Origin of the sequence: Chelatococcus sp. HY11 (assembly GCF_018398335.1) — a bacterium.
Lineage (GTDB): Bacteria > Pseudomonadota > Alphaproteobacteria > Rhizobiales > Beijerinckiaceae > Chelatococcus.
Genome location: NZ_JAHBRX010000001.1, coordinates 3,054,199 through 3,076,076, shown reverse-complemented (window position 1 = coordinate 3,076,076; position 21,878 = coordinate 3,054,199). Strand labels below are relative to the sequence as shown.

Annotated in this window: 20 protein-coding genes and 1 pseudogene; 7 read left to right on the top strand and 14 right to left on the bottom strand. The window is 63.1% G+C overall.

The features are described from left to right. Window positions 1–9: 9 nt before the first annotated feature. Window positions 10–2,217: a PepSY domain-containing protein gene (locus tag KIO74_RS14070; protein ID WP_029075259.1), complete on the top strand. Its 2,208-nt coding sequence runs from the start codon at window positions 10–12 to the stop codon at window positions 2,215–2,217. Further along, window positions 2,198–3,145, top strand: a pseudogene (locus KIO74_RS14065) (FAD:protein FMN transferase); the annotation flags it as partial. The gene KIO74_RS14070 and the pseudogene KIO74_RS14065, both read left to right, overlap by 20 nt. Before the next feature lie 327 nt (window positions 3,146–3,472). Here the strand turns inward: KIO74_RS14065 and KIO74_RS14060 are convergent. The 13 genes from KIO74_RS14060 to KIO74_RS14000 all read right to left on the bottom strand — a co-directional run bounded on the left by KIO74_RS14060 (window position 3,473) and on the right by KIO74_RS14000 (window position 14,637). Next, window positions 3,473–3,757 (bottom strand): hypothetical protein, encoded by a 285-nt coding sequence (locus KIO74_RS14060; protein WP_425402353.1) that lies wholly within the window; start codon window positions 3,755–3,757, stop codon window positions 3,473–3,475. Beyond that, complete coding sequence (locus tag KIO74_RS14055; RefSeq protein WP_029075261.1) at window positions 3,711–4,127, bottom strand: hypothetical protein; 417 nt, start codon at window positions 4,125–4,127, stop codon at window positions 3,711–3,713. Before KIO74_RS14055 ends, KIO74_RS14060 begins: the two co-directional genes overlap by 47 nt. A 69-nt stretch (window positions 4,128–4,196) precedes the next feature. After that, window positions 4,197–4,754, bottom strand: a complete 558-nt coding sequence (locus tag KIO74_RS14050) for a hypothetical protein (protein ID WP_029075262.1) — start codon at window positions 4,752–4,754, stop codon at window positions 4,197–4,199. 154 nt (window positions 4,755–4,908) lie between these two features. After that, a complete protein-coding gene (locus KIO74_RS14045) occupies window positions 4,909–7,083 on the bottom strand; it encodes a ParB/RepB/Spo0J family partition protein (RefSeq protein ID WP_213332548.1) in 2,175 nt (724 codons plus the stop codon). A gap of 165 nt (window positions 7,084–7,248) precedes the next feature. Further along, complete coding sequence (locus KIO74_RS14040) at window positions 7,249–8,196, bottom strand: hypothetical protein (RefSeq protein WP_035830975.1); 948 nt, start codon at window positions 8,194–8,196, stop codon at window positions 7,249–7,251. Further along, window positions 8,196–9,149 (bottom strand): ArdC family protein, encoded by a 954-nt coding sequence (locus KIO74_RS14035; protein WP_029075265.1) that lies wholly within the window; start codon window positions 9,147–9,149, stop codon window positions 8,196–8,198. Before KIO74_RS14035 ends, KIO74_RS14040 begins: the two co-directional genes overlap by 1 nt. A 233-nt stretch (window positions 9,150–9,382) precedes the next feature. Beyond that, window positions 9,383–10,582 (bottom strand): chromate efflux transporter, encoded by a 1,200-nt coding sequence (gene chrA / locus KIO74_RS14030; RefSeq protein WP_213332547.1) that lies wholly within the window; start codon window positions 10,580–10,582, stop codon window positions 9,383–9,385. A gap of 66 nt (window positions 10,583–10,648) precedes the next feature. After that, window positions 10,649–11,365: an arsenical resistance protein ArsH gene (gene arsH / locus KIO74_RS14025; protein ID WP_213332546.1), complete on the bottom strand. Its 717-nt coding sequence runs from the start codon at window positions 11,363–11,365 to the stop codon at window positions 10,649–10,651. Continuing rightward, window positions 11,365–12,420 (bottom strand): ACR3 family arsenite efflux transporter, encoded by a 1,056-nt coding sequence (arsB, locus tag KIO74_RS14020; RefSeq protein ID WP_213332545.1) that lies wholly within the window; start codon window positions 12,418–12,420, stop codon window positions 11,365–11,367. Before arsB ends, arsH begins: the two co-directional genes overlap by 1 nt. 9 nt (window positions 12,421–12,429) lie before the next feature. Next, window positions 12,430–12,855, bottom strand: coding sequence for an arsenate reductase (glutaredoxin) (arsC, locus tag KIO74_RS14015; RefSeq protein ID WP_213332544.1), 426 nt, complete (start codon window positions 12,853–12,855; stop codon window positions 12,430–12,432). A gap of 8 nt (window positions 12,856–12,863) precedes the next feature. After that, window positions 12,864–13,391 carry an arsenate reductase ArsC gene (locus KIO74_RS14010; protein WP_213332543.1) on the bottom strand — a complete coding sequence of 176 codons (528 nt, stop codon included), beginning with the start codon at window positions 13,389–13,391 and terminating at the stop codon, window positions 12,864–12,866. Further along, window positions 13,384–13,755 carry an ArsR/SmtB family transcription factor gene (locus tag KIO74_RS14005; RefSeq protein WP_213332542.1) on the bottom strand — a complete coding sequence of 124 codons (372 nt, stop codon included), beginning with the start codon at window positions 13,753–13,755 and terminating at the stop codon, window positions 13,384–13,386. Before KIO74_RS14005 ends, KIO74_RS14010 begins: the two co-directional genes overlap by 8 nt. A gap of 135 nt (window positions 13,756–13,890) precedes the next feature. Then, window positions 13,891–14,637, bottom strand: coding sequence for a sulfite exporter TauE/SafE family protein (locus KIO74_RS14000; protein WP_213332541.1), 747 nt, complete (start codon window positions 14,635–14,637; stop codon window positions 13,891–13,893). A 201-nt stretch (window positions 14,638–14,838) separates the two neighbouring features. On the opposite strand from KIO74_RS14000, the gene KIO74_RS13995 reads away from it, so the two are divergent. After that, on the top strand, window positions 14,839–16,260 hold the full coding sequence (locus KIO74_RS13995; protein WP_213332540.1) for an IS1182 family transposase: 1,422 nt from the start codon (window positions 14,839–14,841) through the stop codon (window positions 16,258–16,260). Window positions 16,261–16,409: 149 nt separating this feature from the next. Here the strand turns inward: KIO74_RS13995 and KIO74_RS13990 are convergent, their stop codons facing one another. Beyond that, window positions 16,410–16,787, bottom strand: coding sequence for an XRE family transcriptional regulator (locus tag KIO74_RS13990; protein ID WP_084639941.1), 378 nt, complete (start codon window positions 16,785–16,787; stop codon window positions 16,410–16,412). 527 nt (window positions 16,788–17,314) lie between these two features. On the opposite strand from KIO74_RS13990, the gene KIO74_RS13985 reads away from it, so the two are divergent. The 4 genes from KIO74_RS13985 (at window position 17,315) to KIO74_RS13970 (ending at window position 21,869) form a co-directional block, all read left to right on the top strand. Continuing rightward, complete coding sequence (locus tag KIO74_RS13985) at window positions 17,315–18,526, top strand: nucleotidyltransferase domain-containing protein (RefSeq protein WP_029075266.1); 1,212 nt, start codon at window positions 17,315–17,317, stop codon at window positions 18,524–18,526. Next, window positions 18,523–20,241 carry a ThiF family adenylyltransferase gene (locus KIO74_RS13980; RefSeq protein ID WP_029075267.1) on the top strand — a complete coding sequence of 573 codons (1,719 nt, stop codon included), beginning with the start codon at window positions 18,523–18,525 and terminating at the stop codon, window positions 20,239–20,241. Before KIO74_RS13985 ends, KIO74_RS13980 begins: the two co-directional genes overlap by 4 nt. After that, the gene (locus KIO74_RS13975) at window positions 20,222–20,713 is read left to right on the top strand and encodes a M67 family metallopeptidase (protein ID WP_029075268.1); all 492 of its coding nucleotides are present in this window, start codon (window positions 20,222–20,224) and stop codon (window positions 20,711–20,713) included. The genes KIO74_RS13980 and KIO74_RS13975 overlap by 20 nt, the downstream gene beginning before the upstream one ends. Window positions 20,714–20,840: 127 nt before the next feature. After that, window positions 20,841–21,869 (top strand): SAVED domain-containing protein, encoded by a 1,029-nt coding sequence (locus KIO74_RS13970; RefSeq protein WP_249730989.1) that lies wholly within the window; start codon window positions 20,841–20,843, stop codon window positions 21,867–21,869. Window positions 21,870–21,878 lie beyond the last annotated feature (9 nt).

The following is a 21,878-nucleotide window of genomic DNA, read 5'->3' as shown; positions in this document are numbered from 1 at the left end:
GTGGACGACATGATCCGTGCCATCCATCGCTGGCCAGGCCTTCTGGCCGCTCTTTTTCTGCTGGTCTTGAGCCTTAGCGGTGCAGCACTCTCGCTGTTTCCCGCCGCCGAACGGTTGTCCGCCCCGCAGGCCGAGGCAGGGCTTTCCGTCGGGACGCTGGCCGGACGTATCCTCGCCATCCACCCTCAAATAGAACAAATACGTCGCGCGCCCTCCGGCAAGATCACCGCCTACTGGTTCGAGGATGGGGTGCCTCAGGCCGCCATCATCGATCCCGCAACAGGGCTGGGTGTCGCCTCCAGCGATCCGAATACCGTCGAGCAGTGGCTTACCGGTCTGCACCGGTCGCTCTTTCTCGGTGACGGCGGGCGTATCGCGGCGGCAGTGGGCGCTGCCGCCATGCTGGTCCTGGCTGTGTCCGGCACCATGCTCGTCGCCCGCAGGGCCGGCGGCTGGCGGCGATGGTTCGCGCCGATACGCGGGCCGCTCGCCGGAAGATTGCATGTCGAGATCGCGCGCGTCGCCGTCGTGGGCCTCGTCTTGTCCTCGGTCACTGCATTGTGGATGACGGCGTCGACATTCGATCTCCTTCCCGACGCGGCCACGTCTCCCGTTGCCCGGATCGAGGCGAGCGGCCGGGCCGGCATGGCCGCATCGCATATGGACCTGCTGAAACGGACACCGGTCACCGAACTGCGCAGCCTGGCGTTTCCCGATCCGGCCGATGCGACGGATGTCTTCACGCTCAAGACCGATCGCGGCACGGGCTATCTGGATCAGGGCACCGGCGTGCTGCTGGCCTGGAGCGACCTGACCGGATGGCAGCGTCTCTCGGAGACCATCTATATGCTGCATACCGGTCGAGGCGCGGCCGCCTTGGGCCTCGTGCTCGGCATGATGGCGCTCGGCGTGCCGGCGATGGCGGGCACCGGCCTCATCCTGTGGCTGGCGGGTCGGCGCGGGCGGCCACGAATTCACGGCAATGTAACGGCTGGACGTGCGGAAACGATCCTGCTTGTCGGCAGCGAGAGCGGCAGCACATGGAGCTTCGCTGCGACACTGCACGCCGCGCTGACGAAGCTCGGGCAGGCGGTTCACACCGCGCCGATGTCGTCATTCGATCCTGAGCGTTACCGGCATGCCCGGCGCGTTCTCATCCTTGCGGCAACCTATGGCGATGGCGATGCGCCCGCTTCGGCGCGGGAGTTCCTCGATCGCCTGCAAGCCCTGCCGGCCGAACCGGCCATTCCAGTGGCCGTGCTCGGCTTCGGTGACCGCAGCTTCCCGGCCTACTGCGCTTTTGCCCAGGTCGTTGCGAGGGCCGCCGAGGCGCGAGGGTGGAGCACGCTCATCCCATACGAAACCGTCGACCGGCAGTCGCCGCAGGATTTTGCCCGTTGGGGACGATCGCTGGGCGAGGCGATGGGGATCGGGCTGGAGCTTGTCCATCGGCCAGCCTTGCCGGCGGCCTCCCCACTGACCCTCGTTTCGCGACGCGAATACGGCGCGGAGGTGCAAGCACCGACAGTGATCCTGCGGTTCGCGCTGCCCAAAGTCCCCTTCTGGCATCGGTTGGCCGGGCGTGGCTTCGGTCGGTTTTCGGCAGGCGATCTTCTCGGCGTGCTGCCCGAGGGCTCGTCCGTTCCCCGGTTCTACTCGCTGGCTTCGGGACGGCGCGACGGCTTCATCGAGATCGTCGTGAAGAAGCATCCGGCGGGGCTCTGTTCCGGGCAGCTCTTCAATCTGGAGCCAGGATGTGCCGTTCGCGCATTCATCCGAACCAATCCCGGCTTCCATGCCGGCAGGAGCAAGACACCGCTCATCCTGATCGGAGCTGGAACAGGAATAGGGCCGCTGGCGGGCTTCGTGCGCGCCAATGCGCGCCGCCGTCCGATCCACCTGTTCTTCGGAATGCGTCATCCTGCCAGTGATTTCCTCTACAAGGACGAACTGACGCGCTGGCATCGCGAAGGACGTCTTCGCCGGCTCGTCGGGGCCTGCTCGCGTGGGCGGATGCCGCGCTATGTCCAGCACGCCCTTCTTGAGGACGCTGCCCAGATCGCGGCCCTGATCCGCGGCGGCGCGAAGGTCATGGTCTGTGGTGGGCGGGATATGGCCGTCGGCGTTTCGACGGCGCTTGCCGAGATTCTCGCGCCGGCCGGATTGACGCCGGCCCTGCTCAAGGCGGAGGGACGCTATGTCGAAGACGTCTACTGATCCGATGAGGCATGCGCTCAACGGACCCACCATGGGAACGCGCTGGTCCGCGCTGTTCTACACAGAGGCAGGGTTCGATCCGGAGCCGGTTCGGCACGCTCTTCAGGCGGAAATGGACGAGGTGGACGCGCAGATGTCTACCTGGAAGCCCGACAGCGCCCTGATGACGTTGAACGCCGGTCCCGTCGGCGACTGGATCGAGGTGCCGGCGCGTCTGGCAGACGTGCTGCGCTTGGCGCTTGAAATCGGTCGTGCGTCCGGCGGGGCTTTCGATATCGGCGTGGGCGATGCTGTCGGCGCCTGGGGTTTTGGCCCGCAAGCGGCCGACCGGGCCCTAATCCAGAAGGCACTCGCGACATCGCGCCAACCCGCCCATGCGGCGCTCGAGCTCAATCCTGTTCACGCGACGGTGCGAAAGCGCGCGCCGATCGCCATCGACCTCAACGGCATTGCCAAGGGATATGGCGTCGACCGGCTGGCCGCGATCCTCGGGCGCTTCAGCATAACTTCTGGCCTCGCGGGAATTGACGGCGAGATGAGGGCGCTCGGTCTGCGTCCCGGCGGTGAGCCTTGGAATATCGCCATTGAAAGTCCCGACACGGCCCGTCGAGCGCCGCACTCCATCCTCGCTTTGCAGGAGGCTGCGGTCGCTACCTCTGGCGATTACCGGCATTGGACTGTCGTGAACGGTCGCCGTCTCTCGCACACCATGGATCCGCGCCGTGGTGCGCCGCTGCTGTCGTCGCCCGCTTCGGTCACGGTCGTCGCGCGAACCTGCGCTGAAGCCGACGCCTGGGCGACCGCGTTGACGGTTCTCGGCCCGACGTCCGGGACCGAGCTTGCCCAGCACCTTGGCCTAGACGTGCTGTTTCTTCTGCGCGACGCCTCGGACGGAGTCAGACCGATAGCGACAGGGCCTCTTTTCTCGGCAGGCCAGGCGCTCCAAGTGTCGGAGGGTGAGAGGCAGGTCCCGCCGATTATGAAAGCGCCCGCCTGCAGGTTTGCAGGCGGGCGCGATGATCATGGATTCGTCGGCGACGATCATCCAGACATGGCGGGGCCGTATTTCAGGCTGTGAGGCTTCATCGTCCAGCAAAAGGAGCATTTCACCTCGTTGTCGCAAAAGAGGGTTCTAGAGGGATATGGAGTAGATGTAGTTCTCCGCTTCGTCGTTCTTGGCTCTGCACTGCAAGCGTATCGGCGGCCCGTAGTGTTTCTCTGCGCACCTGCCTGCAAGGTTGGGGCGACCTCACCGTTATACAAGGAAATCCAGCTCTCCGCGCGGCTTCCATCCGGCGAGGTAGGCGATCCAGCATGAGGCGGCCGAGCCGAATTTTGAGGGAGATGCCCAGGATTTCCGCGATTCGCTGGAAATCCCCGAGACGGTTTCATACCGGTCGTGGTCGAAACAGCCTTCACGATACGAGGCCCGCGCATTGTCCTTGGCGTCATCGGAAAGCTCGTCGAGCCGATAGAGGGTCGTTTCGATGATCTCAGGAATCGGGGGCGCCTCCATCGAGAACCTGGGCAAGCCAGCCATCGGTGTAGATCCAGGCGATGGTTTCGCCGGTGGCGAGATCGAGGACATGCGCGCCGCCGCCGAAGCCGTCGAGGCGCGGCCGCGAACAGGTGTTGGCATATTGGAAGCCCCAGCGGCCGGAGAGACCGAACGCCGCCGCGCACCGCTGGACGAACTGGATGACACGCGCGGGATCGCCGGTGGCATCGTCGCGCATCCAGAGCTGCGTGCCGCCATGCTCGGACTCGATCGAAAGGAGAAAGCTTTCCGATGGCGGGTCTTCGGCGGCGTTCTCGGCGGCGAGCGTGTTGTAGATTTCGAGCGCGCGAGCGGCATTGTCGGGCGTGCCCACGTCGAGCAGGCAGGAAAAGCGGGTGAAATATTCGGCCATGACTGGCTCCTGAAACGACGAAACCCGGCGCATGGCCGGGTCGAATGGATGAAAGAGCGTGGCGGAAAGTCAGGCGGCGAGCGGCAATCGCAGAAGCGCGGCGACCGTCTCGCGCCACGGCGCATCGACCAGCCGCGCTTCGAGTTGGCTGGCGCGGTAGCGATATTCGCGAGCCGGGCCGTGCTCGCCGCGACCGGCCGCGGCGAAGGCGGCGCCACGCAGTTTGCTGGCCTCGGTCACGATCTGGCTGGCCTCGGCGTCGGATGCGACCGGCTGCTGCCAGAGGATAATCCCGGCTCGGATCGTTCCGGCGAGCACGAGCCCCTGATCGCAATCCTGAATGACCATGATGCGCGGGCGAAAGCGCAGCATGTCGTCGGTTCCGGCGCGGATGTCGCCGCCTGCGAGACGGCGGCCGGCGAGCGACATGGCCTCTTCGGGCGACGGGCATTCGCCGATGACGAGGATATGGTCGAAACCATCGGCTTCATTGCTGCCGTCGTAGCTGGCGGTGCCGATGCAGGAGATGCGCAACGGGAATTTCTGTGCGCGCTGCAGGGTCGGCAGGACGTGGCGGGCGAGAATGGCGCCGATCGAGGCGACGCGGGATTGGCGGGAAAAGATCATGGGATTCACTCCGCGACGGTCGGCGGAAGCCTCTCCTCCACCTCGTAACCCGTCACGGCCAGGCCGTCCGGCCTCTGCCTCTCTCCACTCTGGAAGGTTGGCTGTGGCCAGCATGAAAAATGCGCCCCACCGGATGATGGGGCGCATGTTTCGATCAGTCGGCCGCGACGAGCGCGACGTGCTCGTCTTCAGCCTCAGCGGCTTCATCCTCGTCACCATCGCCTGCCAGGAAGTCCGGCAAGGTCTCGCCGTCACCGGCATCGCCAGCATTCGCGGCGTCACCGTCGACGTCCACCAGGCGCAGCGGCTCGGGCAGCCAGCCGGTTTCGGCCAGCAGGCGCTCGGCTTCCTTCGCCATGTCGCCCTTCTTCAGATGGCTGATGAGCTGGGCGGCGCGCTCGCCCGCACCTTCGCGGACGGCTTCGAGGATGCGCGGCTTGGTCACGCGGCCGAGATAGTTGTCGACCGTGGGCCTCCAGCCGGCGTCGGCCACCATGTCGAAGCCGGTAGCGCGGGCGATGCGATCGGCACCGGAGAGGCGACGATCTAGTCCGAACTGCGAGACGCCGGAACCGCTGTGCGGATTGGGCCGCTCGTAGAGGGCGTTGACGCCATAGCTGACGCAATGAGCCAACAACGCCATCCGGCTGGCGTCGTCGAGCGCGGCGATCCAGTCCCAGAGCGCACCTTCGTCGGAGGGCACATCGGCCTTCCAGGCGTCGAAGCGTTCGTCGATGGCCTTGGCCGAGGGCGTGTCGCTGAGATCACCGCCCTGCACACCGAAATGCTGCTGGCGCACGGAGATCTCCATGCAGCCGGTCGGCGCCGAGTAGTGATAACGCTGCATGACAAGGCGGTGCAGGAGCGCCGTCATCGCCACATGCGGGTTGTTGGCGAGCGCGTCGTGGAGCGCGAGCGTGCGATGGGCGGTGAGTTCGATCACCAGCCGTTCGGGAAGCGGCTTGATGCTGTCGTCCTCCTCGTCCTCCGCATCGACCGGCTCGCCGCCGATGGTGATGACGGCGCGCTGCACGCCGACCTGGGCCGCGACCGCGCCGCCTTCGGCATCGGACTCGCCATCGCCGGCATCCTCCTCGCCGTCGACGGTGACGAGCGCCTCGTCCTCGGGACGAACGTAGCCGCGCGCAACGACAAGCTCGCCGGCGCGGTCGATGCTGATGAAGACGCCCGCGCGGGCGATCTCGGCAGCGTCATAGATGGCCGGGCGGTTCTCGAAGGTGCTCAGCGCGGCCTCGATCTCGCCGAGGCGCGTGTCGATGTCATCGGGCAACTCGTCGTAATCGGCGTGTTCCGCCTCGAGCCGCTCATATTCCTCGCGCAGCGCCTCGCGGGTGGCGCGTTCCTCCTCGCTCAGATCGGGGAACGTGCCGGTCAGGACGCGAAGGCCGCGATCATGGCCGTAGGGCAGATCGGTATCGACCTCGATCCACTTCCAGCCTTCGGCCGCGACTTCATCGGCGATGGCTTTGAGCTTGTCGGAGACGAGCCGGTCGAGCAGCGCGGGGTTTTCCAGCCAGCCTTCGTCCTCGTCGGAGAAGAGATCGCGCAGCATCACGCCGCCGGCCTGCTCATAGGCTTCGACTCCGACGAACTGCGCGCGCTTGTCATCGGTCGGCACGGTCGTCTCGGTGAGAAGATCGCGAATATTCCAGGGCTGGCGATTGTGCGAACGCTGGATCGCCTCCCAGACCTGTTCCTGTCGGGCATGATCCGGGTTGACGGTGAACGCCTCCAGCATCGCCAGAGTCATCTCGCTGCGTGCATAGGCGTCCAGCAGGGACTGCGCGACGCGGGCGAGCCGGAGCCGCTGGGCGATATAGCGCGGCGTGGTGCGATAGGCGTCGGCGACTTCCTCCTTGGACATACCGCCATCGACCATGCGCTTGAACGCCTTGAACTGGTCGAGCGGATGCAGCGCCAGCCGGATGACGTTCTCGGCGTAGGAATCGTCGACGGCCGAGGTCTTGGCATTGGCCTTCTTGACCAGGCAGGGCACCAAGCCATCGGCGGGGAAGCGGCCTGCCGCGACCAGGCGGGCGATAGCGCGGTAGCGCCTGCCGCCGGCCGGGGTCTCGAAATCGCCGGTCTCGGCGCCGGCATCGTCGAGGACGGCACGGACATTAAGGCCCATCACGAGGTCTTCGCGGCGGTCGATGTCCTGGGTCAGCTCATCGAGGCCCTGTTCGACGTCGATCTCGCGGACATTGCTGTCCGAAAGCCTGATACGGTTGAACGGAATGTCGCGCGCGCGCGAAAATTCGATCATTGGGGCGACGGCGGGGGTCTGCTTGCGTGCGGCCTTGGCCATGGTCTTCACTCCATGACGGACTCCGTGAGGCTCTCTCTCGGATCTCAATCCGTCACGAAGCGAAGCGCCGCCCTCTCACTCTAGGAGGGCAGCGCCACGCGCCATGCTCGCGGGATTGTCGCAGACGCACGCATCCGGCTTTCCGTATTTCCGGCTTTCAGCCGATCAGATTCCGCACATCCCCTCACATTCGTTCTGCCAGAGATCGAGCTGGCCGTGGCCGGCCGCCGTCGTCAGGTCCGCTTCCTCCAGCGGCACCGCAGAGCGGTGAAGATAGACTTCGCCACGAATGCCGCGAAGGCCAGTGCGGATCATGGCGTCGAGCGACACGGCGTCGTCCCACGCCTCGGGATCATTGTCGCGCAGGCTCCGCCATGCGGCATCCGAATGAAAGGGACAGCCTATGCAGGCGCTCTTGGGTGGCCGGGGATAGTCGTGGCGCTCCAGCCAGCGCAGGCAGTCGTGCCGGGTCATGCCCCGCTCGATCAGTGGCCAGCGGTTGACCTGCCAGTCCTCGAACGACGGCTTCATGCGCAGCGCCTCATCGAGTGAAATGCCGATCCATTGCTCGGAGACCGGCGATCCAGGCGAGCGCCGTCCGGCTATGCCGAGCAGATCGCGCACCTTCCGGCGGATCGGCACGATCTTGTAGGAAGAGGTGCATTGCCGGCGGATCATGCCGACGCCGATGCGCTCGGTTTTCAGAATGCGGGAGCCGACGGGAACGAGGTCGCCGTTATCGTCCTCATCATAGACGGGCAGCTCGGAGCCGGCGGGCGTGACCGTGCGGGTGAAAGCCGGGATCGAAGCCCATCGTTCACCGCGCGAAGCCGCAATGAGGTCTGCACGCAAATTCCCGGCTGACACGATATGGACGGGGAACGGCAGGACGTTGGGCGTTCTGAGCCAGGCGAGATGCTCATAGACCGCCTTGGGCTCCCAGCCGGTGTCGGCGAAAATCGCGCAATCCGGCATGGGGCCGATTTCACCATGAGCGGCCATCAGGGCGAGCGTGGTGGACTGGACGCCCGCACCGAGACTGAGCACGCGCAACTGTATGTCGGCTGCGAGGCAGGGATCGGGCACGAAGCCGGGGAAAGCGAGCGCGTTCATCACGCGGCCCTCCGCATATCGTCGGTGTCGGGAAGATGCTCGGCATCCGGCAGGAAGGACAAGAGCCAGTCCGCCGCCTTGCTCGCCTGCGAAGCGCAGCGGACGATGGCGCGATTGTCCTCGCGCAGAACTTCCAGCCAGGAGCCGATGTAGTCGGCATGGCGCACGGTCGGGACGATGCCGAGCGAAGCGCAGCAGAATGCCGAGGTCAATTCGGCCGTGATTTCCTCGACCGAATAGAGCTTCGAGCCGAAGGAGCCGGAGAGATTCCGGTTCAGCCGGTGCGCTGCGCCGCTGGCATGACCGAGTTCGTGCAGCGCCGTCCGGTGCCAGTTGATCGGGTCGAAATAGGCGGCCGGCGGCGGCACCTGCACATAGTCGAGAGACGGCACGTAGAACGCCCTGTTGCCACCGATGCGGAAGTCGATGCCGGTCGCCTTGATCAGCGCCTCGACCTGGGGCTCGATCATGCCGGGCGGCGGCGGAGGCACGATCGCCTCGATGTCGTCGGGCAGGTCGTCGCATTGCGCCGTATTGAACACCGTGAAGCGCTTGAGGAATGGGATCGCCTGCGCTTTCTCGCCGGCCTCGAAGGCGCGGCGCTTTTCATCCTCCGGCGTGAAGCGATCGGCATAGACGACGGTGGTGCCGCGCTCGCCCTTGCGGACATGGCCGCCGAGTGACAGCGCCTGCCGAAAGGTGAGCCAGCCCTGACCGGGGAAGCCATGTTCGACGACGGCGCCCCAGAGGATCAGGACATTGATGCCGCTGTAGCTGCGCGCGGTCGCGGCGTTCTTCGGCAGGCCGAGCGGGGCTTTGGCAGCCGAGGTTCCCCAAGGCTGCACCCACGGGACGCGGCCGGCTTCCAGCTCGGCGATGATCTTGTCGGTGATTTCGTCATAGAGGTTCGCCCGGTCGACGCCGGTGCAAGGGGTGCGATCATGTCTGGACATCGCGGTTCTCCGCGACGGGCGCCGGAAGACTCTCTCCCGGTCCTCAACCCGTCACGGAAAACCCGTCCGCACTCTCACTCTACAGGGGGCGTTGCGGGGCAGGCTGTGCAGAAACTCGCTCTGATGTCGCTGGGCTTGGATCTCGCCCGCTAGCGGTGGCGCGGCGCGACACAATTCAGCATCGTGCCACCTCGGGTTTGACAGAGTGAGCCCGATAGTTTTTCGAAACCGCCTTACGTCACCAAGCCAAGGGCAACTCCGCCCACGGCCGCCAACAATACGACAACCCATGGCGGAGCTTTCCAGGCGATCAGCGCCACGAAACAAATCGAGGCCAGTGCGAAATCCGGCATGCCTCCGATCGCGCTGGTGAAGACCGGCGTATAGAGGGCCGCTCCGAGAATGCCGACGACCGCAGCATTGGCGCCCTGCATGGCCGACTGCGCCCATGTCGTGCGGCGCAACTGATCCCAGAAGGGCAGCGCCCCGATCAGGATCAGGAAGCCCGGCAGGAAAAGTGCGGCAAGAGCGATTGCGGCACCGGCTACGCCGTTCGGCTGCGGTCCCATGACCGCCCCGAGCCAGGCCGCGAATGTGAACAGTGGCCCCGGCACTGCCTGCGCTGCGCCATAACCCGCGAGGAAGGCATCATCGGACACCCATCCCGGCGCGACCGTTTCAGCCTGCAACAGCGGCAGCACCACATGGCCGCCACCAAAGACCAGCGAGCCCGAGCGATAGAAGCTATCGGCCAGCGCCCAGCCTTGCGCCTGTTTGGCGAGGATCGGCAGGCCGATCAGCAAGGCAGCGAACAGCGCAAAGGCCGTCAGTCCGGCTGTCCGTGAAACCGGGACCGGCAGATGGTCGCCGACCGCGACCTGTCCATTGCTGAGAACCAGCCCGGCGAGTGCGCCCAGCAGTATGGCCGCCATCATCCCGATCGCTCCCGGCGCCCAGGCAAGCAGAAGCACGGCCACGACCGCGATCGTGGCGCGCTCCTTATCGGGGCAGAGGTTTTTTGCCATGCCCCACACGGCTTGCGCCACGATGGCGACGGCGACGATCTTGAGACCCTGCAGGACGCCAAGCGCAAGCGGGCCTTCCAGCCGTGTAGCTGTCATAGCGAGCGCGAGAAGGATCAGTGCCGATGGCAGTGTGAAGGCAAGGAATGCTGCAAACGCGCCGCCCCAACCTGCCCGTGTCAGGCCAAGCGCAAAGCCCACCTGGCTGGAGGCGGGACCCGGCAGGAACTGGCACAGCGCCACCAGATCGGCATATGCGCTTTCGCTCAGCCATTTTCGCCGCGTCACCAGTTCGTCCCGGAAATAGCCCAGATGCGCGATCGGTCCGCCGAAGGAGGTGAGCCCCAGCTTCAGGAAGACGCGGAATACCTCGGAGACGCTTCCTTGCGACTGTTGCGGGCTATGACCCATTCAGGAGACCTCGTTGGTTGGGGCATTCTTGCGAACGATGACGTGCGATCGGTGCGAGATAGATTCTCAGGTTGCAGTCGTCAGGTTGACCCGACGCATCAGAGCCTCGCCGCTCTCCTTGCGTTCGGAATAGCGGTCGGTGAGGTGGTTAGAGACGTCGCGTGTCAGCAACGTGAACTTCACTAGTTCTTCCATCACATCGACCACTCGGTCATAATAGGACGATGGTTTCATCCGGCCCGCCTCGTCGAACTCCTGAAAGGCTTTGGCGACAGAGGACTGGTTAGGGATCGTGACCATCCTCATCCAGCGCCCGAGCACACGCATCTGGTTGACGGCGTTGAAGCTCTGCGAGCCGCCGGAGACCTGCATGACGGCGAGTGTCCGGCCCTGTGTCGGCCTTACCGCGCCGACCGAAAGGGGAATCCAGTCGATCTGCGCCTTCATCACCGCGCTCATTGCGCCGTGCCGCTCCGGGCTGGTCCAGACCTGGCCTTCCGACCAGAGCGAGAGCTCTCGCAGTTCCTGCACCTTGGGATTGTTGACCTCAGCCCCATCCGGCAGCGGCAGGCCGGACGGATCGAAGATACGTGTTTCAGCCCCGAAATGCTTGAGCAGACGCTCGGCTTCGAATGTCAGGAAGCGACTGTAAGATCGCTCCCGGAGCGAGCCGTAAAGCAGCAGGATACGTGGTGGATGGGTCGAGGGCGTTGCTGCGCGCAGCCGGTCAATGCCGGGAATATCAGCGCAACCGGCATCAAGATTGGGAAGCTCGTCCGGCATCAGCGCTGCGCCTCCGCCAGTCTGGAGACTTTGCCGCCGCGTTCATACCAGCCTTTGGAGCGGTTCACGATCCAGACGACCGAGAGCATCACCGGCACCTCGATCAGCACGCCGACAACCGTGGCGAGCGCCGCACCCGAATGAAAGCCGAACAGGCTGATGGCGGCGGCGACCGCCAGTTCGAAGAAGTTCGATGCGCCGATCAACGCTGAGGGTCCAGCCACGCAGTGTTGCTCGCCGGCCAGCCTGTTCAGCAGATAGGCAAGGCCGGAGTTGAAATAGACCTGAATCAGGATCGGCACGGCCAGCAGGCCGATGATTGCGGGCTGCGCGATGATCTGCTCACCCTGAAAGCCGAACAGCAGAACCAGCGTCGCCAGCAGGGCAACGAGGGATGCCGGGCCGAGCTTCGCAAGAAACCTGTCGAGCGCCGCCTGTCCGCCATTCGCCAGCATCCGGCGACGGACGATCTGCGCGATGATGACGGGAATGACGATGTAGAGGACGACCGACAGGACCAGCGTGCCCCACGGCACGGTGATGGCAGACAGTCCAAGCAGTAGGCCGACAATCGGCGCAAAGGCGACGACCATGATCGCGTCGTTGAGGGCGACCTGGCTCAATGTGAAATGCGGTTCACCCTTGGTCAGGTTCGACCAGACAAACACCATGGCCGTGCATGGCGCGGCTGCAAGGATGATGAGGCCGGCAATGTAACTGTCGATCTGGTCGGCAGGTAGATAGGGCCGGAACAGCCAGCCGATGAACAACCAGCCCAGTAGCGCCATCGAGAACGGTTTTACCGCCCAGTTGATGAACAGTGTCACGCCGATGCCGCGCCAGTGGCGGCCGACCTCACCAAGGGCAGCGAAGTCGATCTTGAGCAGCATTGGGATGACCATCAGCCAGATCAGTACCGCCACCGGCAGGTTGACCTTGGCAATTTCCATCGCGCCGATGGCATGAAATGCGCCCGGCAGAAAATGGCCGAGCGCGATGCCGACGACAATGCACAGCGCGACCCAGAGGGTCAGGTAGCGTTCAAAGGTGGACATGCAATTCCCTCAGGCCGTTGCGACACGCTGGCCGTGTTCGTCGATCACGCACTCGCCGTCTTCCTTGACGAACTCGCCGCGCTGCGGGGGCAACAGGTCGAGCACTTCCTCGGACGGCCGGCAGAGCCTCACGCCCTTCGGGCTAACGACGATGGGCCGGTTGATCAGGATGGGATGCGCCATCATCGCGTCGAGCAATTGCGCGTCACTCAAAGCCGGGTCGCCAAGGCCCAGTTCCGCATATGGAGTGCCCTTCTCGCGCAGCAGTTCCCGCACCGATATGCCCATGCGCGCAATAAGTCGGGTCAGCATCTCGCGCGACGGCGGTGTCTTCAGATATTCGATGACATGCGGCTCGACGCCCGCATTGCGGATCATCGCCAGCGTGTTGCGCGAGGTGCCACAATCCGGGTTGTGATAGATGATGGCGTCCATGGCCGGCTTCACGCTGCGCTGTTGCGTGGAGACGACGCGCCATCTGATTGGCCGATCTCGGTCAGCTTCGTGCGCAGCGACGCCTTGTCGAGACTGGCGACCGGCAGGGACGTGAACGCCGAGATGCGGTTCTTCATGTAGCGGAAGGCCGCAACGAAGGCGGCTTCCTTCTGGATATCCGGCCCATCGACGGCGGCAGGGTCTTCAATGCCCCAATGGGCGGTCATCGGCTGGCCGGGCCAGACCGGGCATGCTTCGCCGGCAGCGTTGTCGCAGACGGTGAACACGAAATCCATGACAGGCGCGTCAGGCCCCGCAAACTCCTCCCAACCCTTCGAGCGGAAGCCTTCAGAGGGGTAGTCGAAACTCTTCAATACCTTCAGCGCGAAGGGATTGATCGTCCCCTTCGGTTGCGACCCGGCGGAGAAGGCACGAAAGCGACCCTCGCCATCCTTGTTCAGGATGCTTTCCGCGAGGATCGAACGCGCCGAATTGCCGGTGCAGAGGAACAGGACATTGTAGATACGGTCAGTCATGGGTGGCCTCCTTAGCGGCGAGGGTTTGCGGTGGGCAGCAAGGGGAAAAATCGGCGATCAGCGGCGCGCAGATCTCGGGGCGGCCGCCGCAGCAATCCTTGACGAGAAAGCTGGCGAGCGCGCGCACGGCATCAAGCCTTGCCCGATAGATGATCGACCGGCTGTGCCGCTCGGCCTCGATCAGGCCGGCGCGCGCCAGCGTCGCCAGATGTGTGGACATGGTATTGTGGGGGACATCCGACCTGCGGGCGATCTCACCTGCGGGCAACCCATCCGGCTCATGCTCCATCAGCAGACGGAACACGTCGAGGCGGGTCGGCTGCGCGAGCGCGGCGAAAGCGAGGATGGCGTTATCTGATTCCATATGTCGAGACTAATCGACATATGGGTTTAAGTCTAGGTGGCAATGGTCCGTAGTTTCCGCCTCGTCGGGTAACCGCGATAATTGCGCGACGGCGGGGACATCACTGAAACTCGGTCGCGACAGGCAAACTGGCTGTCACCCGAACAGCAGGCTTACCCCTGAGGCAAAAAGGATTACAGCCAGAATAATGCGCAGCCATAGTTCGGGCAGGTAACGGCTGCCGATGAAGGCCCCGAGCGAGCCGCCAACAGCGACGGCGATCAGCCAGCCGGGTAGCGCACTCGGAATCTGATCCCACCAGGCATAGGCTCCGAGCAGTGCGGCCGCCGAGTTCATCAGGTTATAGACGGCGGTTGTCGCGGCAGTCTGGCGCGCTGTTCCCCAGTTCATCGCGAGGATCACCGGCGCAAGAAATACACCCCCTCCGGTCCCTGTCGTGCCGGATATGAAGCCGATGATCGCACCCGTGGCCAGCGCCGGTATGAACGGCGGATCGGTTGGCAGGTCCGCAGATACTCCAGATCTACGAAGGGCCGTCCTCGCCATCTGAGCGGCCGAAAGGACGAGAACCACCCCGACGACCGGGTAATAGATATCCGCCGGTAGCTGGACAGCGCCGCCGAGCAGAGAGAATGGGAAGCCAAGGATCGCAAAAGGCCATACGCTTCGCCATGACAGCCTTCCAGACTTCAGGAACATGGCTGTCCCGATTGCCGCAACCAAAAGATTGAGAGCGAGCGCGGTCGTCTTCATGGCCAGCGGCGCAAAGCCGAGCAGTGCCATGATCGCGATGTAGCCGGATGCCTCGGCCTGACCGACCGATGCATAGATCAGCGCGATGAGGAAGAAGGCTACCGCGAGCCAGAGCGCATCCAATTCCACCTTGCCTGAACCTCATCATAGTCCGCACCCCGAGCGTGCGACAGCGTGCGCGTTCCCCGAAGCCTCCTTGTCTATCACCAGACTGGTGCGAGCAATATGTTCTGAAGCTTGCCACAGTAGAAATTGCATGTATTGCCAAGCATTTACTGGGGTTATTCGCCCGCGGATGCTATATTCCATTACTTGCTGGACGGGGGCAAAATGGGACGTTTTATTGAGGGATATGATCGCAGCCAGCCGTTACTGCTGCCCGCCTATGTTGAAGATTATGTGTCGCAGGACTCTCTCGTCCGCGTCATTGATGCCTTCGTCGAAACCCTCGATCTCACGGCGCTCGGCTTCGAGCGCACCGTCTCTGCCCCGACAGGACGCCCTGGCTATCACCCCGGCGACATGCTGCGGCTCTACATCTGGGGCTACCTGAACCAGTTGCGTTCATCGCGACAATTGGAGCGCGCCTGCCAGCGCGATCTGGAGGCCATCTGGCTGATGCGGCGCATGACCCCGGACTATCGGACCATTGCGGCGTTCCGGCACGACAACCCCGAAGCGATCATCCGCACGGGGGCCGCATTCATCAGCTTCTGTCGCGAGAACGGCTTGGTCACTCCTGGCAAGGTGGCGCTGGACGGAACAAAGATGCGGGCGGTTGCCAGCGCGAAGAATATTGCAGGAGCGGATCGTCTGGCACGCGACATCGCTCATACCGAAACAGAAATCGCCTACTATCTCGACCGCCTCAACATAGCAGATCAACACTCGGCGGGCGCGCGCGATCAGACGGTCAATCGCGCGGCGTTTGCCAGCGCGATCACGTCACTCGAACGCCGTAAGCAGCGCTTGGAAAAGCGGCAGGCCGAACTTGCTGAGCATGATACCAACGTCGTGGTCTTCGGAGAACCGGATGCACGACCAATGGGATATGGCCGGGCTCCGAAGTTCCCAGCCTATAATCTCCAGAGTGTCGTCGATATCGAAAGCGGCCTGATCATTCACAACGATGTCGCCAACGAAGCCAACGACAGCCAGCTGCTGCATCCAATGGCGATAGCGGCAAAAGAAGTGCTCGACGTCGACCAGCTAGAAGTGCTGGCGGACGGGGGCTACTCGAACGCGCAGGAAGTCGCGCGTTGCGAACAGGACGGTGTCCGCGTGGCAGCGCCGATCAAGCGCGGGGCCATGAGCGCGCAATACTTCCGCCCCGTGCAATTCGTCCATGACGAGCAGACCGACACCATCCGCTGCCCTGCTGGTGAAACCATGTATCCCAAGGGCAAGCATACCCGAAATCGGGCGATCCGTTACAGAACGCCCGCCTGCCATACTTGCCAGATCAAACAGCAGTGCACGCCGGGATATCAGCGCACCATTCACAGGCTCGTGGATCAGGGCGCGCTCGATCGGATGGAACGTCGAGTTCACGAGAACCCTGATCTTATGACGATCCGGCGCTGCACGGTCGAGCACCCCTTCGGCACCATCAAGCGAATGTCTGGCGGAGGTCGCTTCCTGACCCGCGGTTTGCGGCGGGTGAAAGCCGAAGCGGCCCTGTCGGTCCTGGCATTCAACATTATCCGCGCTTCGAACGCGTTCGGAACCGGAGCGCTGATGTCGCGGGGCTGAGAACCCCGCTCTATTCGGTTCGCGTCATCGCCGCCGCGTTGCGTCCTCGCTGAGTTTCTGCACAGCCTGGGGGTCTCCCCGCAGAAGGGGGTGTGCCGGCGACCTCGGCGCCGGCCAGGGGGAAGGCTTTCCCCCTTCACCTCAACTGCTCACCTTGTTCCGGCCTGCTTTCGACGGCGGGCCACAGTGCGAACGCCAGCGCTTTCGCCCATGGTCATGTCACCCAGGCTATGGAGATGAAACGCCGGATGCGATGGCAGCTTCACCGTGAGTTCGAGCTTGCCGCCGATGGCTTCGACATAGCTGCGTAGCGTCGAGAGATACATATCCGCCTGCTTCTCGATCTTGGACACCGACGGCTGCTTGATGTTGAGGGCCGAGGCGATGTCTTCCTGCGCCTTGCCGGCGATCTGGCGAAGCTCGCGCAGACTCTCTACCTCCTGCCGCAATTCCTGATAGCGCGCCTCGATAGCTGCCTGTTCGTCAGCAGGAAGCCCGGCGATGATTTCATTCAGGCTCCGTGCCATCTCAACGTCCCTTCTTTGCGGATTTCAGGCTTTCCACATGCTCGGAAAACCGGAGATCCGCTTTTGCGATGAGCTGCCGGTAGAACCGAGCGCAGATCGACCTCATCTGATGATATCAGTTCGTAACAGTAGACGCGCTCTCTATAGACAGGGTCACCTCCATCCACAGGCAAATGAAAATAGATAACATCAATAACTGCCGTGGCTTCCCGAGTGACGCGGTCTAGTTCTTCCATTTTTCTCTCGACGATGTGATCGATATTCGCCATTCCTTAAGAAGCGAGCAACTCCAAAGCCGCTAATGGCAAGACATATAGCAGCGCCCCCCTTGATCGGCCTTTGGCGCCAGCCTACATGTTATTGGTAGGCGGTAATTGCCGTGGGGGCACTATCCATTCTGCTTCGTTTGTCGCGACGCACCCGGTCCGGCTTTAGGCATAGCCGATCCGAGTTGTCGAACGACATGCGTCATCTGGCGCGGGCACCGGTGGTCGTGCTCATCACTGGGTCTGCAGGATGAGGACACGATGGTTACGATTACTAAGGAAGCCGAGGGCTACCTCGAGGCGCTGGCAGACGAGCTCACGATCTCACCCGCCAGATACGAGCAGGCGGTCGCTCGGTACGAGTCTTTAGGCAAGTGGCTGCATCGTGACGCTTCGAAGGTGAAACAGTACGACCCGCAGGTCTACTCGCAGGGTTCGTTCCGGCTGGGCACAGTCATCAAGCCCGAGGACGAAAACGGCCAGTATGACATCGACTCGGTTTGCGAGTTGACCGCCCTGAAGAAGGAACAGTTGACCCAGTATGCGCTTAAGGAACTGCTTCGGGTCGAGATCGAGGCGTATCGCACGGCACAGGCGATGGTGAAGCCGCTCGGCGAAGGCCGTCGTTGCTGGACGCTCGAATATGCCGACGGTGCCCAATTCCACATGGATATCGTGCCGGCGCTGCCAAATGGCGCGTCCACAAGGTTGTTGCTGGAGTCTCGCGGCCTAGACGCGCAGTGGGCCGGCACGGCGATCGCCATCACGGACAACAAGCACCCACTGTTTTATCAGCCTACCACCGAATGGCCCCGCTCCAACCCGAAGGGCTATGCCAACTGGTTCCGTTCGCGGATGGCTGTGGCTTTCGCGCGCAAGCGCCGCAAGCTTGCCGAAGCGGCCCAAGCCAGCGTTGAGAGCATTCCCGAATACCGGGTAGTCACCCCGTTGCAACAGGCGATCATGATCCTGAAACGGCATCGCGATCAGATGTTCGCGGAACGCAAGGATGTCAAACCGATCTCTGTCATCCTCACGACCCTGTCCGCCCACGCATACGAAGGCGAGGAAACAATCGGCCAAGCCCTCGTTTCGATCCTGGCCAACATGCACCGCTTCATCGACTTCGATGGCGTCCGGTCCTACATACCTAACCCGTCTGATCCACTCGAGAACTTCGCCGACAAATGGGCCGATCATCCGGAACGCCGGGCGGCGTTCTTCGAATGGCTGGAAGCAGCCCGGCGAGACTTCTTCTATGCAGCGCAGGTGACCAGTCGTCAGATGATCACCGACTCCGTTGCTCCCCGCATCGGCCGTGGCCTTGCCGAGAGGGCCAGGGATCGTGCGGCACCAAAGCCGGCTTCATCGCTCCTGCGTCCCGCTACGGCAGCATCCGCCGCCGCGGCTGCACCAACCTTCCCTGCGGCGGCGCGCGTTCCGGGCAAACCGGCAGGGTTCGGCGGCAGATGATCTGGTGGGTTTCGGATCCGGACCGGGGCCTGTCGGAGCGGCTTGCGATCGCTCGGCTCGAGCAGTCTGCCGACTGGCTTCAGAACGCACGGTGGCGCCTCGACGGCCTGAAGTTGCTCCTGGATTTTGAGATTGTCGAAGCCGAATCCAGGTGGCGTCTCGTGATGCACTACCCAGACTTCTTCCCTTCTATCCCGCCGTTGGTATTCAACGCGGACGGCGAGCGCCTATCCGGGCATCAATATGGTCTGTCAGGCGAACTTTGCCTGGAGTATCGACCCGACAACTGGGAGCTTAGTTGGACTGGCGCGATGATGATCGAAAGCGCCCATCGACTACTCGTTGGGGAGAGCGCGGAGCTGGCGGGTCACGGGGTTCCGTCAGCTCATGCCGTATCCGAAGGCCAGCGTCTTCGCGGGAGCTATCTCAGGCTGGTCATACCCGATGAACCATTGCGACTAATCCAGGCGATGGCTGATGGCCACACGGAGCCGATCGAGGTCGAAGAACACTATTATGGCGAAGCCGCGGTTGCCCATCTGACCGCCCTGGGTGGAGACGGTGATCGGATATGGCATCGGAGCAAGCCGGTCTCGACTGCATCCAACTACAAAGGCACCGCAGTTCGTATTCCACGGGGTCTAAAATTTCCGGGACCGGCCACCGAAAAGACCCTGGAGGTTGCCCTCAAGTCTGCGGGCATCACCACTGAATATCCGGCGTGGCCGCCTGGAACCTACCTGCTGGTAGATGACACAACCGCGTGGTTGGCGATGGTCTACCGCAAGGCCGATGGTGTCGTTCAGGATTACGGCTACGCCACGTTTGTTATCGATGCCGACCAACAGCGACTGCCCACCATGAACGCGGCGCTGGCCGACAAACGGATCGCGCTGATCGGATGCGGGTCACTCGGATCGAGAACAGCAGCAATGCTTGTGCGATCGGGTGCCCGGAAGCTCGAACTGTTCGACGACGACATTCTCTCTCCCGGCAACCTGGTGAGGAACGAGTTGGATTGGCGTGGTGTCGGGGCGCACAAGGCCAAGGCACTGCGGGCACGGCTGCTCGAGATTGCCCCCGAGGCGAAGATCACGGTGCAGATAGTGAACCTTGGTGGCCAGGAGAGTTCCGAGTGGACCGCCACCGCGCTGGAGACGCTTTCCAACTGTGACCTGATCATCGACGCTACGGCGGACGCGACTGTTTTCGGCCTCGCTGCTGCTGCCGCGAGATTCAAGGGCCGTCCAATGGTATGGGGCGAGGTGTTCGGGGGAGGGATCGGCGGAATCGTTGCGCGGTCCCGACCCGGTCACGATCCGGCTCCCGACGTGGCGCGCCGCCAAATCTTGACGTGGTGTGACGGCAAGGGCGTCGAGTGGGAGATGCCCTCTCGACAGATGGAGTACGGCATCCTGCGGGCAGATCAGGCCCCGTTGATCGCAGACGATGCCGACGTTTCCGTAATTGCCAGTCACTTAGCGCGGCTCGCGATCGACACGCTTCGCGGCGGGGGGAGCCAGTTCCCCGCACCGGCGTATGCAGTCGGCCTCGGGGAAGGTTGGATATTCACTGCCCCATTCGATACGCACCCCATCACCTATACCGGCACGGAAGGCTGGGACGCGGGATCGTCGCCCGACGAAGTGAAACTGAAAGAGCTCGTGACCCTCCTCTTCCCCGAACAGGCCCAAGATGCAGATCGCCCTGCCTAGCTCTGTTCGCAAGAAGATTTGCAAGGAACTGTCCTTATCAGGGCGCCGGGAAACCGGGGGGTTGCTGCTTGCCGAGCAACTCGACGACGAAGGGCGATTTCGGGTCGTGGACGTCACTGTGGACCCGAGGGGCGGCGAGAGCGCGTACTTCGAGCGTCGTCCGGAACTGCACGCACAGGCACTGGAAGCCTTCTTCGAGAAGAATGGCAACGACTTCAGTCGTTTCAACTACTTGGGGGAATGGCATTCCCATCCACGCTTTCCGGTGAGCCCCAGCACGACCGACATCAGGACCATGCAAGCGATGGTCGAGGACGCCGGAAACATCGACTTCTCGGTCTTGATGATCGTTCGGCTGCGGATGTTCGTGATGCTGCAGGTGGGAACGTACCTGTTCATGCGCGGCCAAAGTCCGCAACGCGTCGAGATGATCGACGACCCGGTGTCACGACCGAAAAGAAGATTCATCTGAAGGCGTCGGCAATTGGAGGGGCGACATGTCTAAGACTGCTATTCCACCAAAAGTTGCAAATGCGCTTTGGGCAAAGGCTGGGGGGCGGTGTCAGTTTCGTGGATGCAACAAGCTCCTGATCGGTGACTTGATCGCCGGCAAGCGTACGGGCAAGTTCGGTTATATCGCCCACATCGTCGCCGACGAGGCTGGAGGTCCCAGGGGTGATCCCGTGAGATCGCCACTGCTTGCGCAAGACATCGACAACCTGATGCTGATGTGTCCCGTCCACCATAAGGCGATCGATGTGGACTATCTGGCCGACTACCCCGAGGATGTCCTCCTGGCCATGAAAGCGGAGCATGAGGACCGCATCGAGATCGTTACCGACATGGATGTCGACCGTGTCTCCCATGTCGTCAGGTTCGCGGCGACTATTGGCCAGCGTGACTCCTTGGTAACAACCCGTTCGATCTTCAGCGCCATGCCTCCGGATCACCATCCCGCCGAAGGCCGGACAATCGACATCGAGTTGATCGGGTCGGAGCGCAAGGATCACGAAGAAGTCTACTGGACCGAGCAGAACGAGAACCTCGAGCGCCTTTTCGCCCGCAAAATCAAGGAACGCATCGAGCAGCGGGAAATTCGCCAACTCAGCGTCTTCGCGTTGGCGCCGCAGCCGTTGCTCATCCGTCTCGGGACGCTTCTTGGCGACATAGTACCGGTCTCGGTGCATCAAAAGCACCGCGAACCGGACACCTGGAAATGGCTGCCCGACCAGCCGCGCATTGCCTACAAAGTCAACGAGTATGGCGGCAGGAAGGACGTGCCGGTCGCGTTGAAGTTGGCCCTGAGCGCCACGGTGAATGACGACCGCATTACCTCGGTATTGGGCGAAAATACTGCCATCTGGTCAATTACCTGCGACCAGCCCGGCAATGACATCATGCGACGGAAAGACGACCTCGCCGCCTACAAGCATTTGCTGCGCGACCTATTCAACCGGATTAAGGCTTATCACGGGGAAGGCGTGTTGTTGCATGTCTTCCCGGTAGTGCCGGCGTCCGTAGCGGTTGAGACGGGGCGAGTATGGATGCCGAAAGCGGATCTCGCGATGAAACTCTACGACCAGAACCGAACTGCGCAGGCTTTTGTCCCGACGATCACGGTCGGCTAGTAACCAGCG